Below are 14,577 nucleotides of genomic sequence, written 5' to 3' on the forward strand. Positions count from 1 at the left end.
TAGATCGATTCCTGCTACCCCTTCAAGGAACCGGCGGTCATTTGCATAAAGGATTTGTTAGCAAAAATATACGCGATTAGAATCGGCAGAATAGAGAGGCACGCCCCAGCCATCATGAAGTGTGTCTGTGAAGCGGCGGCGACCCCGTATTTCAGATTGGCCAAACCGACAGTCAACGTCTGCAATTCAGGTTTGCTAAGCGTAAATACAAACGGGAGCAGATACTCGTTCCACGCGCCTCGGAAGGCAAACAATGCGCATACACCCAGCCCTGGCGTAAGCAAGGGAATGATGATTCTCCAAAATGTCCTTCCCGGTGAGCAGCCGTCGATCCGAGCTGCTTCGTCCAGCTCCCTGGGAATCCCGTTCATGAAACTAAGCAGGATAAAAAAGGCTGAAGCATGGGCGCTGATCAGAATCAGAATGACTCCCCACAGCGAGTCATGTAGATGAAGCTTAACCATAAGGTCAAATTGGGGTCGAAGCACAACAGCGCCAATGGCCACAAACATCGTGAATGCCTGAAGGCTGACGTAGATCTTTTTACCGATAAAATCCATGCGGTTCACGACATACGCTGCCATGGAAGCCACGAGTAATGTCCCGAGGGTCGAGGCACTTGCAACGAAGAGGCTATTCAGCGTGTACGTTGAAAAATTGGCCTGTTTCCATGCCTCAACGTAGTTGGAGAACTGCCAGTCAGCCGGCAGAAATGTGGCCCCGGCCGTTAGCTCAGCATTGGTTTTGAAAGAACCGAGAAAGGTGATTGCCACAGGGAACAGGGTCAGGAATGCAACGATGATTAGAAACGTCCATAGTGCGGTATTCCAAGCGATCTTCATGAACGTTCCTCCTTAATCGTTCTGACTCATTTTACGAGAGCCGTAGAAATAAAGTATTGTAATCACGCCGACAATCAAGGCCGTAACAAAGGCTGCGGCGCTCCCATACCCAAACTCCTGAATTTGCGTCGCCGCGGACCCGCCTGCCGGCGGGAAAAATAATTTGTACACGTAGAGGAACATGACATTCGTTTTCCCGATCGGACCTCCATCGGTCATGACCATGATGCTTTCATAACCTTTGAGTGCATTAATGATGGCGAGCATGATAATCATCTGCATGACAGGACCAAGCATTGGAATGGTGATGTATCTGAACTGCTGGAATTTGTTAGCCCCATCCAGTGCAGAGCTCTCGTACACATCTTGGGGAATGTTTTGGAGACCCGCCAGAAATAAAAGCATGTAATTTCCAATCGCTCCCCATACCGCCACAAGAATAACGGTCAGCATCGCATAATCCATGCCGAGCCAGTCGACGGCATTTTGAATAAAAAGATACTTCATCAGAAATTGATTCAGAATGCCATTATACGAGTTGAAGATTGTAAAAAAGACGACTGCCATGACCGCCGTACTTATAATCGTCGGCATGAAGAAAATGGCTCTAAGCAGATTTTTCCCTTTGATATTCCAGTTCAGAATCACAGCCAGGATTAAGGCAAGCGGAATCGATAGCAGAAGTTTGCCTCCGGCGTAAATGAACGTATTGGCAACGGACTCCCAGAACTGCTGATCTCCCATAATGCGTTTGAAGTTGGCCAAACCTACAAATCGCTCGGTGCCAAATCCTTTGTAGTCGTAGAACATATATCTCAGCGCCCATACCATCGGGTAAATGCCTAAAACCATGGTCAGAATAAAGCTAGGCAAAAGAAAACTGTATGAGAAGGCAGCATTCTTCGCTTTATTCATATCCTCTCAACTCCCTGTATTTCTTTCACTTTTTTTAATGGTAAGGATGGTATAAGCACCATCCCCGGTCTGCTTCTACTTCGCATATTGCCCCGCAAGATCAAGAGGATTAAAATCTGCTATTGGTTCCGCCTTCACATCCCCGCTTGCGATGGCAGCATCCAATGCGGCGTTATAACGAGTGTTCAAATCGCTAATGATGGAATCCAGATCGCCACCACTCAGCATATAACTGAAAAACGCATCATCCGACTTCATGCCTTGAACTGCTACAGACGGATATACTGGCCAGACACCGTCGTATTGATTTGGAAGGAATCCGTCAATCCCTTTCACTTCCGGCTTGGCGGCGACCGCACTAACGGAAGGAACCATGGATATGCCAAATCCTTTTTCCTGGTACTGTTTCAGGATGGATTCGTCGTACATGTACGTGAGAAATTTCCAGGCAGCTTCTTTATGTTCAGACTGAGAGCTGATGGCCAACCACTGCCCACCCAAGAATCCAGAGGCGCCATTGAATTGTCCATTAATGGATGGTACGGGTGCTGCGGCCCAGTCAATCTTCGCCGGGAATTGCGATTGGTAAACTCCTGCCTCTGCGGAAAAGGATAAATACATGCCAATTTTACCTTCTGCGAATTGTGCGCGCAGTGGGTCAATATCCAGCGACTCCACACCCGGCAGCATGCTGCCATCATCTTTGATTTTTTTGAAAGCCTCTATAATGGGCTTAAAACTACTGAAATCGTAGCGTGCGGTCTTAAAATCATATCCAAATCCCCCGTACCCGCTAACCTCTGCGATCACTCGCGCGGAGCGACCAAATGCACTCGAAGGACTCTTGAAATTCTGAGCGAATCCATAGGCTCCGCTGGCCTTCCCCACTTCGGTTATTTTCTTAGCTGTTTCGACCAGCTCATCCAAAGTGGTGGGGGGTTGCTTAATGCCTGCTTTGTCAAAAAGTTCTTTGTTATAGATCAATCGCATCGTCGTACCATAGTTAGGCAGGCTATAGCGTTTACCTTCAAAACTGTTCAAGTCCTCCATGACCGGGAACTTCTCCTTCATCTCGTCCGTCAAAAACTCATCAATGGGGGCAAGAAATCCTTTTTTATAGAACGTCTGGATGGTATTTTCCTTCACACGGATAATATCCGGCGGCTCTGAGGTCTGGTAGGACATATCCAGTGCCTGATCGAAATCGTCTCCCTTGATGACCAGCTCAACCTCGATGTTGTCCTTATTCGTTTGGTTGAATGTATTAATCGTTTCTTTGACATACTCGGAATCATGGCGATCTCCCGTCCAGTATGTGATTTTTGTCTTGGCATCCGCTTCTGTTCCCGATCCTTGTTCCGAAGGTTTTGGGCTGCTGCAAGCTGCCAAACTCCCTGTAAGCACCAAAAACATCACCGACATGAGAATTTTTTTGCTTATTTTCATCTACCTAACCTCCTCATCATATCTGCAATCTCGTTCTTTCTCCTTTAGTATAGGGGGTGCACTTCACTTACATAATGCGGGTAACCACACATCAAGGGCAGGTTTCTTCATCAATGTGCCATCATTCAAAAAAATAAGCCCTGCATCCTAATATCGTTCGGAAACAAGGCTTAATCTATAATGAGCAACTCTAGACCAGATCGGCAGGCGTACTGATTTTCCCAGTACTATATAGCTTGAACTCGGATGGAGTCATATTAGTATGCTTCTTAAACATTTCACTGAAATAGCGGCGATGCTCGTAACCAAGGCTTTGAGCGATCTCCTGAACCTGATAATCGTCGATCAGCATCTCTTTGGCCCTCTCCATCCGCTGGTGAACAACGAATTGTTGAAAGGATATATTCAGTACTTTTTTGAATAGATTCGAAAAATATCCGGGGCTGATATTAAACTCCTTGGCACAAACATCAAGGGATAAGTTCGTATGCAGATGTGTACATATATATTCTTTTGCCTGATAGATCAGTTTCGTGGATTCGTCGGATCGTTCATGTTCAATCCATGAACAAGCTTCAAGGCATATTCCCTTTACCGTCTCCCTCATCAATTGAAATGAAACATGACCTGAACGCCTTACTGCATTCCATTGATCTTCTAGCTTTTTCACCCGATCCGGTGGATAGTGCTCCGACATCACCCTACAGATTTTGGAGGATAGCTCATAGCATATGTTTTCGACTTGCTGCGGTTTCGGGAGGGGATCCCGCTGTAATAGATCATTAAAAATCTGCTCCAATATGAGCCGACACTTTTCGCGATGCCCGGAACGCAAGGAGAATAGCAATTCCTGTTCCGTCGAAACCGTATAATTCAAGAGCGTTTTCTCATCCTCCGAAGTGCTTATATAACTATTCATGCCATGGGTATAGAATTGATACTCCAGCGCATTTAAGGCCTTTTGGTACGAAACAGGCAGTTCATCAATCGCATCCACACAGGTTCCAACCCCAATGGAAATCGTTGAATGCGTGAATTGATACATGTTTGTTCGGCACGCTTCCGATATCCGTTCAGCCAGCTCGATGTCCCTGCAATTGATAAGACATACAAAACGGTTTAATGCCTCGCCAAAAACGACACCACGAGTGAAACCTCGAATCGTTTCCTCCAGAACATTTCGCAGACTGAAGCGAATGAGCTCCACTTCACGCGCAGGCTGCTGTTTATATTTGTCCATGAAACGATCCAATTCCACGATAAAGAGATTGAAGTCCCTAGAATCAAGCTGAATGCCGAGAGTTTGCCATCGGAGATAGGCAGTCGTTGCATTAGTTCGATGATGAATCAGGAGAGACAGGTGCTCTTGTTGCAGAGCGGGCAGGCTTTGCATCATATTTTGCTTCAGTTCCAACACTTTGCTATGTTCCTGCCATTCCTCCAAATAAGCCTTCTTCGCCTTTAATACGACTTGGACAATCTCGTCGATCGAGAACGGCTTCTTCACGAAGTCAAATGCACCTAAACGAATGGCCTGTCTCGTAAATGAAAAATCCGTATATGCACTTAGGATAACGATCTTGGTGGAAGGAGACTTTTCGAGGATTTCTTGAGTCATGGCTAGACCATCCTTTTTGGGCATACGGATATCGGTTAGCACAATTTCAGGCCTCTTTTCCTGCACAAGGCGAATACCTTCCTCACCATCCAGTGCTGTACCAACCACCTCAATGTGATGCTCCTCCCAAGAGGGCTTTCGTGCGATCATATCGACCACGCTTCGAATGTCATCGATGATGCAGAGTTTTATCATTTGCTGTTCAAGGATCATACTTCTACCTCCCCTTCTAGAATGGGCATCCATATTTCCGTTCTTGATCCTTTTCCAGGAAGACTGGTCAGTTTAATTCCGGCTTTTTCTCCATAAAAGAGGTTGAGCCGGTTCACAATGTTGTTCAAGGCATACCCTTTGTTGGTCATACGAGGTTCCCGCATCCGCCTGTCTACTTGCTCAACATCCATCCCTGTTCCGTTATCCTCTATGATTAGATGTAATAAGCGATCCTGGAGAGTGACATGCATTTGAATCCGGCCACCTGAGCTTATATCCTTAAAGCCGTGTTGAATGCTGTTTTCCACAATGGGCTGTAGCAAAATTTTCGGCAAGAGTGACGTTAATAGCGAATCGTGAGTCACCGTAACTTCAAAGTCAAACATCCCCTCGTAGCATTTTTGCTGAAGGAGGCAGTATTGTTTCACATGAAGCAGTTCTTCCTCAAGCGTGTTCCAGTCTTTCCCTCCGCTTAAACCTAACTGGAACATGTGGGACAAGGACATAATCATCTCGCTGACCTCATCATTTTCACCTAGTATGGATTTGCAATATATGGTGTTAAGGGTGTTGTATAAAAAGTGAGGTTCCATCTGCGCGGTTAACGCTCGCATCTCAGCCTTCCTTTTCCCGGATTCGCTGAGTTTCACATCATCGATGAGACGATTGATCTCATCCAGCATTCGGTTAAATTGATAGCCCACTTGAGCTACTTCATCGGTAGAACGGCTATTGAAGCGGACATTTAAGCGATTATCTTCTACCTCCTTCATGAGGCGCTGCAGCTTATAGAGCGGGTTTAACAGGAGTGCTGTCAATCGGGTGGATAAAAACCAGGTAAGAAGTAAAAAGAAAAGCATAATAAAAAAGGTGGTTCGTTTGACATTATTCATTTGCTCAAGCAGTTTATCCTTTTGCTGAATACCGAACAAACTCCAGTCATCCATAACGGAAGAACGGGTATAGTTCACCAGATAATCGGTATTGTCGAATGAATGAAAAAAGGAGCCCTGTGTGTCTTCGGATAAATTCATCAAAAGCATGCTGTCCTTCATCAGATTATGGCTGGAGGACCAAGCGGTTCGAATTACTTCCTCCCCTTTTGAATCAATGACAAAATAGTCACTGTCATCATTCAAGGAATGTTTGTTGACCGTACCAATCAATCCGCTCTCGTTCACGTTTACGACGATAAACACATTCGTATTGGAATTGTTATCTAGTGTTCCCTTCGTCACAAAGGATAGTGCGCGACTGTTACCAGTAAAAAACTTGTCAATGTGCCCCTTGATCCATATCCCCCCGTAGTTTTCCTTTACATCGTAATACATGCTGGACTCATAGAAGGAATGGTTTGGCGTACGCCGCTGCGATATTGGATAAAAGTCTCCGATGGGTGTAGCAATAAGGATGCTGTCGATTAGTGGTTCATTAAAGGAAACTTGGGAGAATACATACTGAAGTTCGGACAAGTGCACATAATAGTTCGATATATCTTTGCTCTGAACATCCAGCATCATGTCCTTAAAAGCGTAACTGAACATAAGAGAACGAACCGAATCGGAGATTCCCGACAGCTTATCGTCTAAGATTTGGTTCGTTTTGTTTACCGTCTCTTGGCTGGATTCAAACGCGTTCTTTTGAATTTCTTTGGAAGCAATCCAATACGTCGTCATGCCAACCGAACCTATTGCAAGCGTTATCATAATTATGAAGGCGAATCGAACTCTTTGTTTAAATGAGATGCCGTGAAGCCACCGGCTGAACGTTCCGGGTTCGAATTGAATTCGTTTAATCAAACTTCATCAACCTCTCCTGATCTACAAGACTTACCTTTCACCTTAAACTAATCGTTGCGAAAATATTGTACAATAGAATGCCATTTTAGCAACAGGTAAGTTTCCTCCAGAGCAACTTGGCCCCATGAACCTCCCATACAGCTAAAATCCTCCCAACATAGGATTTTTTTTGTTTGTACATGGTCAATCATTCGAACCAGTACCTCAAAATTAAAAAATGTCGCAGAAATCGCGACTTGGTCATCCTACTCTGCTTAACTATGACGAAAAAATCTCTAATAACATAAAATGCGTGTTTCCTGTCTTTTGAAAAAACGTTGTGACAGCATATTGCCATCATCAATCATCACTTTTAGCTTTCTTCAAGCAGACAACAGCTTTTCCGTTTACCCGACCTTCTCCCAGGTCACGAAGGGCCTGAGATGTTTCACTTAAAGTATATTCCCGACCAATACGGGGAGTAACCTGGCCTGATTCAACAAGCTCCTTCCAGATCATCTGGTCTCCATGGTTCGGTTTATGGATAAGAAGGCTTAATTTCTTCTTTTCCAGCCAAGAAACGAATGGACTCCCTACTAAGTTCAGCAAAATGTGCGGCATCAGTCCCCCGATCATGACATAGGTGCCTCCCTTCACTAACGCCCGCTTTAGTGCGAACGCAGAACGGTTGCCGACGACATCAAGAATCAGATTATAGCTTGGTCCGCTTGCCACGAAGTCTTCTTTGGTATAATCCAGCACATGATCGGCACCTATTTCAAGCAGCATATCCAGTTTCTCAGCACAATCAACCGCGGTCACTTCTGCTCCCAGCAATTTGGCATATTGAATAGCAAACGTCCCAACTCCGCCCCCTGCGCCATTAATCAGAACATGTTCTCCCTTTTGCAGATTCCCCTGATTTCTCAGTCCTTGCAGAGCCAGAACGGCTGCCTGTGGAATGGATGCAGCTTGCACATATGTGATCCCCGCTGGCTTGAGAGTCAGCGCCTCTTCGTTCGCGCACACATACTCCGCAAATCCGCCCCAACCGCAGCCGGACAGATCTCCGAACACTTCGTCACCCGGTTTGAATCGTTTGACACCCGATCCCACCGAGATCACTCTCCCTGCGATGTCTGCACCGAGAATCCGGTAACGCGGGTGACGAAAGGCACCTATCCGGTTAACAAACGGTTTCCCGCGAAGGAGATCCCAATCCCAGGAATTAACCGAAGTCGCATGGACTTCAATTAATACTTCGTTGTCCTTCGGCGCCGGAATGTCTACTTTTTCTACTCGCAGGACCTCTGGCGTTCCGTAGGTATCATAGACCACCGCATTCATTACTGTCGCGTTTAACTTTTCGGATATTCCGGTGTCAGTTAACCTCATTCCACTCATGGGCATTCTCCATTCAATAGAGATATCTTAGGCCTTCAAACAACTGATACGCTCGGAAAAAAGTGTCGTTTCATTTTGCGGATGCAGATGCCGATTTCATGTATAGATTTGAATGGTCCGGTTTAGAACAGCTATTCCAGCCGGCTTGACTCTGGTATTGTACCAGGGTTTATCGTAATCCATAGCAGATATGTTTTTTTACGAATCAGGAGGAATAATAATGTTTATCGATCCATTTGATCAAATATTTGAAATGATGAAGCAGTCATTTCCTGAATCAGAATACCGGGAATACGCGCAGCAGAAGAGATTGCTGGCTAATTCGCGTTATCAACTACTTACTGAGAAGAACGAGCAGAATGAAGTGATTGGCTTCCTCGCAGGATGGGAGTTCGAAAAATTCAGGTATATTGAGAATGTAGCCGTCTCCCCAGCTATTCGCGGTGGTGGCATCGGCAGACGGATGATGGAACGATTCATTAAGCAGTCCGACAAACCCGTTATATTGGAAGTTGAGTTGCCAGAGGATGAACTGAAACGCAGAAGAATCGGTTTTTATACACGACTGGGATTCCACTCGGAAGATTATGCATATGTTCAGCCAGCACTCCGTGAGGGGCAGCGGTCCTTTCCTCTTCAGATCATGAGTTATCCGAACCCTTTGACTTCAAGTGAGTTTGAAACGGTTCGAGACATATTGTATAAGGAAGTGTACGGCGTCTATGATTCTTACACGTACGTATTGAATAGATAAGTGCAGATAGAAGGGAAAACCATGAAAACCGATTATAAAATTAATGAAATCGCAAAGCTCTACGGCATAGGTGTTGATGCGCTTCGTTATTATGAGAAATTGGGGTTACTGTCTCCTGCGCGGGATAGCAACGGATATCGCCTGTATCGTCTTCAGGATATGTATAAACTGAATATCATCCGTGACCTGCGTCAGCTGGACTTCACCATGCAGCAGATCAAAGCGTATCTGGATGATCAAAGTGTTGAAAATACGCTTGAATTGTTGTTCAAGGAACAAGAGTTGATCCTGGCGCAGATTGCCAAGCTTGAAACGACGCAGCAGATCATCCAGAGCCGAATCAAGGTACTGACCGAAGCGATGCAGATCAAGACGGGCGTTTTTACCATCAAAACCTACTCCGATAGACCATGCTTGCAATTGAATACACGGATCACCAGAGATGAGGAGATGGATTATGCGGTTAAGAAGCTGCACCAGAAGCATAAAATTCATGTCTTGGATTTTGGTAATCAGTTGTACGGGGCATCAGTTTCTCTTGAGGACTTGAAGCATGGTATAAAAGATGTATTTAATTCAGTCTTCTTCATATTCAATTCAGATGAAGCAGAACGGATTGATTCTAATTATACGCTGCCTGCTGGTGATTATTTATCACTCTACTATCGGGGTCATTATCGTCAAAGTCACGAGAAAATGCTGGACGTGATTACGTATGCAAGCGAACAAGGGCTGAACATATCCGGAGATCCTTTTGAAATCTATGAAATTGATAATCGGGATACCATCGTTTCCGATCAATTCTTGACGGAAATCCAGGTGAGAGTCAAAACCGGATAAAATTAAGGTGAAGAAACAAATAAGCCGATCCAATAATGGATCGGCTTATTTGCGGGTTTCATCCGTTAAGCACGCTTGTTCTCAACAGATTTCATGCGGTTTTGATCGTCATCCTGCCGGTCATGACTGAATTCTTGCCCGGCTTCTACTTCGCCTTGACCTGAAACGCTTCGGGCAAAATTGGTGAACTGCCTTTTATGCTCATCCAGCTCGTGTTTTTGTTTAAGAAGTTCTTGTGGATCCTGATTCGTCATCTGCTAACCCTCCTACAAAATCAAAATGATCTCCACATTATGAGTTTTGCTGATGCTTGGATTCATCTTGAATTTCTTCACGGAATCCGGAAATGCTATGTTTACGGCGCTCATTCTTTTCCTCAATCTGACCTTTTTCCCGAGCTGGAATTTCATCTCCGAATTCTTCGAGATAATCCTCTGCTTCCCGGTAATTTTCGATTGTGTTTTGAACCGCATTTTGCAAATGCTGCACGTTGTCTTCACGGTTATCCGGTTTGCTCATACATCTCACCTCCCCAAAAATGGAATCCGTGCTGTTTAGTCGCACTACAGAAGTGTTCCATAAGAGAGCGAAGCTTATGCATGAAATTCAGTCTCCTATCCTTCGATAATGCAATGGCGAATGACCAGTGACTGCTTTGAATACCCGACCGAAATGGGTTACACTCCCGAATCCTACCTTCCTCGCAATCAAATTGACCTTGAGATTTGAGCTCTCAAGCTGCTTTTTTGCCTCCTTGATTCGCACACTATTGACGTATTCTACAAAAGCGAATCCTGTCGCTTCTTTGAACGATCGACTTAAATAAAAAGGACTGATATAGAACTGATCTGCCAGCAAATGAAGCGACAGTTCCTCCATGTAATGGTCGTTAATATAACGGACAATCTCTGAAATACGTTCATGCATGGGACTTGGAGATACCAGCTGTTCCGCATCATGCTGCCTGAATTGTCTACAGCACATGATAAGCAGCTGCACGGCAAGTGTCTGGGCATACAATTCGAAGCCGCTTCCGCGCTCCTTCATCTCCTGCATAATGGCTCTTGTGTGCATTTCAATCAGCTCTCTACTGCGCAGGGAACCTTTCAAAATCAAATAATCCCGCTGAAGTAGAGGTTGAAGCACTTCTTCATGGGAACCGTCCACCGAAAAATACTGTGCATGCATATTAATAATAAGCCGCTCATGCTTTGGCCGTTCCGCATTGGTCGTGCGATGCAGAACGTTGGGAGCAATAATAACCACGTCGCCTTCCGCGATGGTAATGGTCCGGTCCTGGATGAAAAATTCCCGCTGCCCAGACATCAACACATAGATTTCATACGTGCTGTGAAAATGGCTTACCGGCATATGATGGCTTAATGCTTTTCGGTGGGATACCAGAAATGTACTCTCCGAATTTTCAAAGTAAAGATTCCCCATAAAGTCATGCTCCCTTCCGTTCCGTCCTTGATGTTTATATTATATCGCAAGAAATAAGAAGAAATAGGCAATTTCCGCAAATCATGTACATAATCTGTTGGTAAAATGGGAGTACAACCAACCAAGGAGGAAGGAACCATGCAAACCACTTCATCTACCATGACGCCAATTCAATGGGCGTTAAAAGCCTGTGAAGCAATTATGGATACATTCGAGCCGGAGCATCTTCCGCCAGACCGATTCCATTATCATCAGGGTGTCTTTTTATCCGGGATGGAGAAATGTTGGCGACAAACCGGAGAACAGAAGCTCTATGATTACATGAAAGGCTGGGTTGATAGTCAGATTCTGGAGGATGGCAGCATCAAAAAGTATAAGTCTGACGAACTCGACGACATCCAGCCCGGTGTTCTTCTCTTCACTCTCTACGAACAGACGGGAGATGAACGGTACAAAAAGGCGCTTCACACCTTAGTTCCTCTGCTAAAATCCTGGCCCACAAATGCATCAGGCGGATTCTGGCATAAGGGACATTATCCGAACCAAATGTGGTTGGACGGTTTATATATGGCTGGACCTATCGCGGTGCAATTCGCCAAAACATTTGGTGAGAGCGATTACATCGATATGATGACCTATCAGGCGCTGCTTATGGAAAAGCATACAAAAGACCCTGTCACTGGCCTGCTCTACCACGGATGGGATGAGACAAAAGAAGCCAAATGGGCTGACCCTGTTACGGGTCTTGCTCCGGAATTCTGGGGCCGGGCCATTGGCTGGTATCCGGTAGCACTACTTGAAATGTTCGAATACATGCCTGAGGATCATCCGGACAAAGATAAACTCGTAACGATCGTACAGGATCTGCTGATCGCTCTGACAAATTACCAGGATCCTGCCACCGGATTATGGTATCAAGTCATCGACAAAGGGGATCATCCGGATAACTGGCATGAGAATTCCTGTACGGCTCTCTTTGCACATGCCATTGCCAAAGCCGTTCGATTCGGCTATCTGGACCCAAAATATTTGCAGTATGCATGGAAAGGTTACCAAGGCGTTATTGATACATTACACTTTGACGAGAACGGGAAGGTTATCATCGGTAATATCTGTATTGGCACAGGAATTGGCGACTATGAACACTATATTGCTCGGCCAACCAGTGAAAACGATCTACACGGGGCAGGTGCCTTCATACTCATGTGCGTCGAGATGAATTTGGCAGCAAAATAGGCTAAAACGCAAAGAAGACAGGGACAACAGTCTCTGTCTTCTTTATTTTCTTTTGTGTCTGAAGAAGGTAAACCATGACGATATTAAGCGGTCCTTCCTGTGCGTTTCCAAAATGCTCTGGACGTTGCTTTCCGGCGCATCAAGTTTGCTGATAACAACATTCCCGCAATGACGATAATACCACCAACCATTTGGGAAATCAGCAGTTCCTGACCAACCATAACGGATAGAATGGCAGTGAAGATGGGCATCAAATTCATTGTTATACTGGCTTTCCCCGGCCCTAGCTCCTTGACGCCCTGGTTCCAGAACAGAAATGAGCCGATGGAAGGGAATAAGCCCAGATATATAATACCGGTCATGCCAAAGGTCGTGATGTTATCCATACGCAGCGGCTGGAAAAATAACAACGGAATCATACATATAACACCGATAAAAGCTGTAAAGGCAACGAACGTAATTGGCGGGAGATGCTGTCCTCTTTTGCCCACTATCGAATAGATCGCCCATAAAAATACGGCCACCAGCATAATACCGTCTCCTTGGTTATAATGCGTACTGAATAACCCGAGTAAATGGCCTTTCGTTAGCACAGTCAGGACACCGAGGAACGATAATACCAACCCTGCGCCCTGCCATCCTGTTATTTTTTCTTTTAGGAAAACCAGGGACAACACGATCATCACGGCTGGAGTTAGACTGTTAATCAAGCTCCCGTTTGTAGATGATGTGTGCTGCAATGCCGTGTATGTGAGAAGTGTATAGGACACAACACCTACCAGGGATAAGAATAGCAGAATGCCCCAGTTATTCTTCCATACTTTCAGCCAGTTTGGTTTCTCCACCAGCTGCGCGAGCGGAATCAACACAATAGCCGCAATCACCCATCTTAGAAAAGACGCCCAGATCGGCGGAAAGTCGGACGTTACGGCCTTTCCAAACATCAGGTTTCCTGCCCAAAATAAATTAGCCAAGATCAAAAACAACCAGGCTCTTACTTTCATATCATCTTCCTCCTATCCGCTTGTATTCCAGATTCCGGATCTTTAGTGTGATGTGGAATCCGATACGTTTAGTTATTGCCTCTCTTTTCTGCTTTGCTATAAACATGATACAATACACTCGAATATAAATAAAATGAATATAACTTATGAGGGAGTTACCAAATTTGATATGAACAAATCTCTTCTGCAGTTAATCGTCACGATATCGGAGACCCGCAGTTTTACACTCGCCAGTGAAAAAATGAACATGACACAGCCCGCAGTCAGCCGTGCAGTCACAACTCTGGAGCGTGATCTCGGAGTTACACTACTTATCCGTGACCGTCGTCGCGGTGTTGCACTCACGCCGATCGGTGAACGTATCGTCCGGATCTTCCGGGAAATTCTGCAAGGTTTTGAGAAGATTGATCAAGAAATCTCGAGTGAAAAAGGATTGGAGATTGGCTCCGTCCGTATTGGTGCCTTCCCGGTAGCTTCGTCCTACTTTGTCCCAAAACTGATCCGTTACATGAAGCAGCAATACCCTAACCTGGAGTTCAGTATCGTGGAAGGCACGATTGCGGAGGTGCAGGATTGGTTGGATAATCGACAGATTGATGTTTGCCTGCTCATTCCTTCCGAAGAGACGACAGATTCGTTCCCTCTGTATCGTGAAGGCATATATGCTGTCATGAGAGAGGATCATCCTTTAACATCGAAAGACATCATTCACCCTGAAGATCTGCGGGAGGAGCCGATGCTTCTCTGGAAAGCCGGATACGAGCCGCCTGTCCTGAAGTGGTTTGAAAGTGCAGGAGTCACGCCACAAGTCGAATACATTCTATACAACTACAGAACGTCACTTCAGATGATTCTTGCCGGTGAAGGATTGGCTGTCATGTCCGAGTTGTCCCTCCTGGATTTGCCGCCGGGCATTTGTCTGAAACGCCTGTCACCTGAAGCCTATCGGGATATTCATGTTGCAGCGAGTCCTGAGAATGAACGTACCCTTGCAGTAAATGCCTTTATTGATGCTGCACAAGCCTTATTTCCATTTGAAGCGAATCGGAAGCCTTTGATTGACGTTTGAAAATACAAAATATAA

Annotated in this window: 14 protein-coding genes; 4 read left to right on the forward strand and 10 right to left on the reverse strand. The window is 45.4% G+C overall.

Annotated elements, in window-relative coordinates:
- Nucleotides 1-14: 14 nt before the first annotated feature.
- From PIL01S_RS00115 to PIL01S_RS00140, 6 genes are all read right to left on the reverse strand, one after another.
- Nucleotides 15-842 carry a carbohydrate ABC transporter permease gene (locus tag PIL01S_RS00115; RefSeq protein ID WP_127535715.1) on the reverse strand — a complete coding sequence of 276 codons (828 nt, stop codon included), beginning with the start codon at nucleotides 840-842 and terminating at the stop codon, nucleotides 15-17.
- 12 nt (nucleotides 843-854) lie between these two features.
- Complete coding sequence (locus tag PIL01S_RS00120; protein ID WP_127535716.1) at nucleotides 855-1,757, reverse strand: carbohydrate ABC transporter permease; 903 nt, start codon at nucleotides 1,755-1,757, stop codon at nucleotides 855-857.
- Between the two features lie 75 nt (nucleotides 1,758-1,832).
- Nucleotides 1,833-3,203, reverse strand: a complete 1,371-nt coding sequence (locus PIL01S_RS00125) for an ABC transporter substrate-binding protein (protein ID WP_127535717.1) — start codon at nucleotides 3,201-3,203, stop codon at nucleotides 1,833-1,835.
- Nucleotides 3,204-3,393: 190 nt separating this feature from the next.
- Nucleotides 3,394-5,034 (reverse strand): response regulator transcription factor, encoded by a 1,641-nt coding sequence (locus tag PIL01S_RS00130; RefSeq protein ID WP_127535718.1) that lies wholly within the window; start codon nucleotides 5,032-5,034, stop codon nucleotides 3,394-3,396.
- Nucleotides 5,031-6,833 (reverse strand): sensor histidine kinase, encoded by a 1,803-nt coding sequence (locus PIL01S_RS00135; RefSeq protein WP_127535719.1) that lies wholly within the window; start codon nucleotides 6,831-6,833, stop codon nucleotides 5,031-5,033. The genes PIL01S_RS00130 and PIL01S_RS00135 overlap by 4 nt, the downstream gene beginning before the upstream one ends.
- Nucleotides 6,834-7,172: 339 nt before the next feature.
- Entirely contained in the window at nucleotides 7,173-8,216 is a 1,044-nt protein-coding gene (locus PIL01S_RS00140; RefSeq protein WP_246058047.1) for an NAD(P)-dependent alcohol dehydrogenase, read from the reverse strand.
- Nucleotides 8,217-8,436: 220 nt separating this feature from the next.
- On the opposite strand from PIL01S_RS00140, the gene PIL01S_RS00145 reads away from it, so the two are divergent.
- Both PIL01S_RS00145 and PIL01S_RS00150 read left to right on the forward strand, forming a co-directional pair.
- Nucleotides 8,437-8,970 (forward strand): GNAT family N-acetyltransferase, encoded by a 534-nt coding sequence (locus PIL01S_RS00145; RefSeq protein WP_127535720.1) that lies wholly within the window; start codon nucleotides 8,437-8,439, stop codon nucleotides 8,968-8,970.
- Between the two features lie 21 nt (nucleotides 8,971-8,991).
- A complete protein-coding gene (locus PIL01S_RS00150) occupies nucleotides 8,992-9,810 on the forward strand; it encodes a MerR family transcriptional regulator (protein WP_127535721.1) in 819 nt (272 codons plus the stop codon).
- A 65-nt stretch (nucleotides 9,811-9,875) separates the two neighbouring features.
- On the opposite strand, the gene PIL01S_RS00155 is transcribed toward PIL01S_RS00150, so the two are convergent.
- The 3 genes from PIL01S_RS00155 to PIL01S_RS00165 all read right to left on the reverse strand — a co-directional run bounded on the left by PIL01S_RS00155 (nucleotide 9,876) and on the right by PIL01S_RS00165 (nucleotide 11,253).
- Entirely contained in the window at nucleotides 9,876-10,064 is a 189-nt protein-coding gene (locus PIL01S_RS00155; RefSeq protein ID WP_110822176.1) for a hypothetical protein, read from the reverse strand.
- A 37-nt stretch (nucleotides 10,065-10,101) separates the two neighbouring features.
- The gene (tlp, locus tag PIL01S_RS00160) at nucleotides 10,102-10,329 is read right to left on the reverse strand and encodes a small acid-soluble spore protein Tlp (RefSeq protein ID WP_095358074.1); all 228 of its coding nucleotides are present in this window, start codon (nucleotides 10,327-10,329) and stop codon (nucleotides 10,102-10,104) included.
- An 87-nt stretch (nucleotides 10,330-10,416) separates the two neighbouring features.
- Entirely contained in the window at nucleotides 10,417-11,253 is an 837-nt protein-coding gene (locus PIL01S_RS00165) for an AraC family transcriptional regulator (protein WP_127535722.1), read from the reverse strand.
- Nucleotides 11,254-11,391: 138 nt separating this feature from the next.
- On the opposite strand from PIL01S_RS00165, the gene PIL01S_RS00170 reads away from it, so the two are divergent.
- Complete coding sequence (locus PIL01S_RS00170; protein ID WP_127535723.1) at nucleotides 11,392-12,489, forward strand: glycoside hydrolase family 88/105 protein; 1,098 nt, start codon at nucleotides 11,392-11,394, stop codon at nucleotides 12,487-12,489.
- An 83-nt stretch (nucleotides 12,490-12,572) separates the two neighbouring features.
- Here the strand turns inward: PIL01S_RS00170 and PIL01S_RS00175 are convergent, their stop codons facing one another.
- Nucleotides 12,573-13,493 (reverse strand): DMT family transporter, encoded by a 921-nt coding sequence (locus PIL01S_RS00175; RefSeq protein ID WP_127535724.1) that lies wholly within the window; start codon nucleotides 13,491-13,493, stop codon nucleotides 12,573-12,575.
- A gap of 169 nt (nucleotides 13,494-13,662) precedes the next feature.
- On the opposite strand from PIL01S_RS00175, the gene PIL01S_RS00180 reads away from it, so the two are divergent.
- Nucleotides 13,663-14,562: a LysR family transcriptional regulator gene (locus PIL01S_RS00180; RefSeq protein ID WP_127535725.1), complete on the forward strand. Its 900-nt coding sequence runs from the start codon at nucleotides 13,663-13,665 to the stop codon at nucleotides 14,560-14,562.
- Nucleotides 14,563-14,577: the final 15 nt, after the last annotated feature.

The sequence above is a fragment of the Paenibacillus illinoisensis NBRC 15959 genome (genome assembly GCF_004000925.1).
Taxonomy (GTDB): domain Bacteria; phylum Bacillota; class Bacilli; order Paenibacillales; family Paenibacillaceae; genus Paenibacillus; species Paenibacillus illinoisensis.

Excerpts from the sequence above, each read along its gene's own strand:
- PIL01S_RS00140 (WP_246058047.1), bottom strand. The coding sequence starts at position 8,216 with ATGAGTGGAATGAGGTTAACTGACACCGGAATATCCGAAAAGTTAAAC.
- PIL01S_RS00120 (WP_127535716.1), bottom strand. The coding sequence starts at position 1,757 with ATGAATAAAGCGAAGAATGCTGCCTTCTCATACAGTTTTCTTTTGCCT.
- PIL01S_RS00155 (WP_110822176.1), bottom strand. The coding sequence starts at position 10,064 with ATGACGAATCAGGATCCACAAGAACTTCTTAAACAAAAACACGAGCTG.
- PIL01S_RS00150 (WP_127535721.1), top strand. The coding sequence starts at position 8,992 with ATGAAAACCGATTATAAAATTAATGAAATCGCAAAGCTCTACGGCATA.
- PIL01S_RS00130 (WP_127535718.1), bottom strand. The coding sequence starts at position 5,034 with ATGATCCTTGAACAGCAAATGATAAAACTCTGCATCATCGATGACATT.
- tlp (WP_095358074.1), bottom strand. The coding sequence starts at position 10,329 with ATGAGCAAACCGGATAACCGTGAAGACAACGTGCAGCATTTGCAAAAT.
- PIL01S_RS00125 (WP_127535717.1), bottom strand. The coding sequence starts at position 3,203 with ATGAAAATAAGCAAAAAAATTCTCATGTCGGTGATGTTTTTGGTGCTT.
- PIL01S_RS00175 (WP_127535724.1), bottom strand. The coding sequence starts at position 13,493 with ATGAAAGTAAGAGCCTGGTTGTTTTTGATCTTGGCTAATTTATTTTGG.
- PIL01S_RS00180 (WP_127535725.1), top strand. The coding sequence starts at position 13,663 with ATGAACAAATCTCTTCTGCAGTTAATCGTCACGATATCGGAGACCCGC.
- PIL01S_RS00170 (WP_127535723.1), top strand. The coding sequence starts at position 11,392 with ATGCAAACCACTTCATCTACCATGACGCCAATTCAATGGGCGTTAAAA.
- PIL01S_RS00145 (WP_127535720.1), top strand. The coding sequence starts at position 8,437 with ATGTTTATCGATCCATTTGATCAAATATTTGAAATGATGAAGCAGTCA.
- PIL01S_RS00165 (WP_127535722.1), bottom strand. The coding sequence starts at position 11,253 with ATGGGGAATCTTTACTTTGAAAATTCGGAGAGTACATTTCTGGTATCC.
- PIL01S_RS00115 (WP_127535715.1), bottom strand. The coding sequence starts at position 842 with ATGAAGATCGCTTGGAATACCGCACTATGGACGTTTCTAATCATCGTT.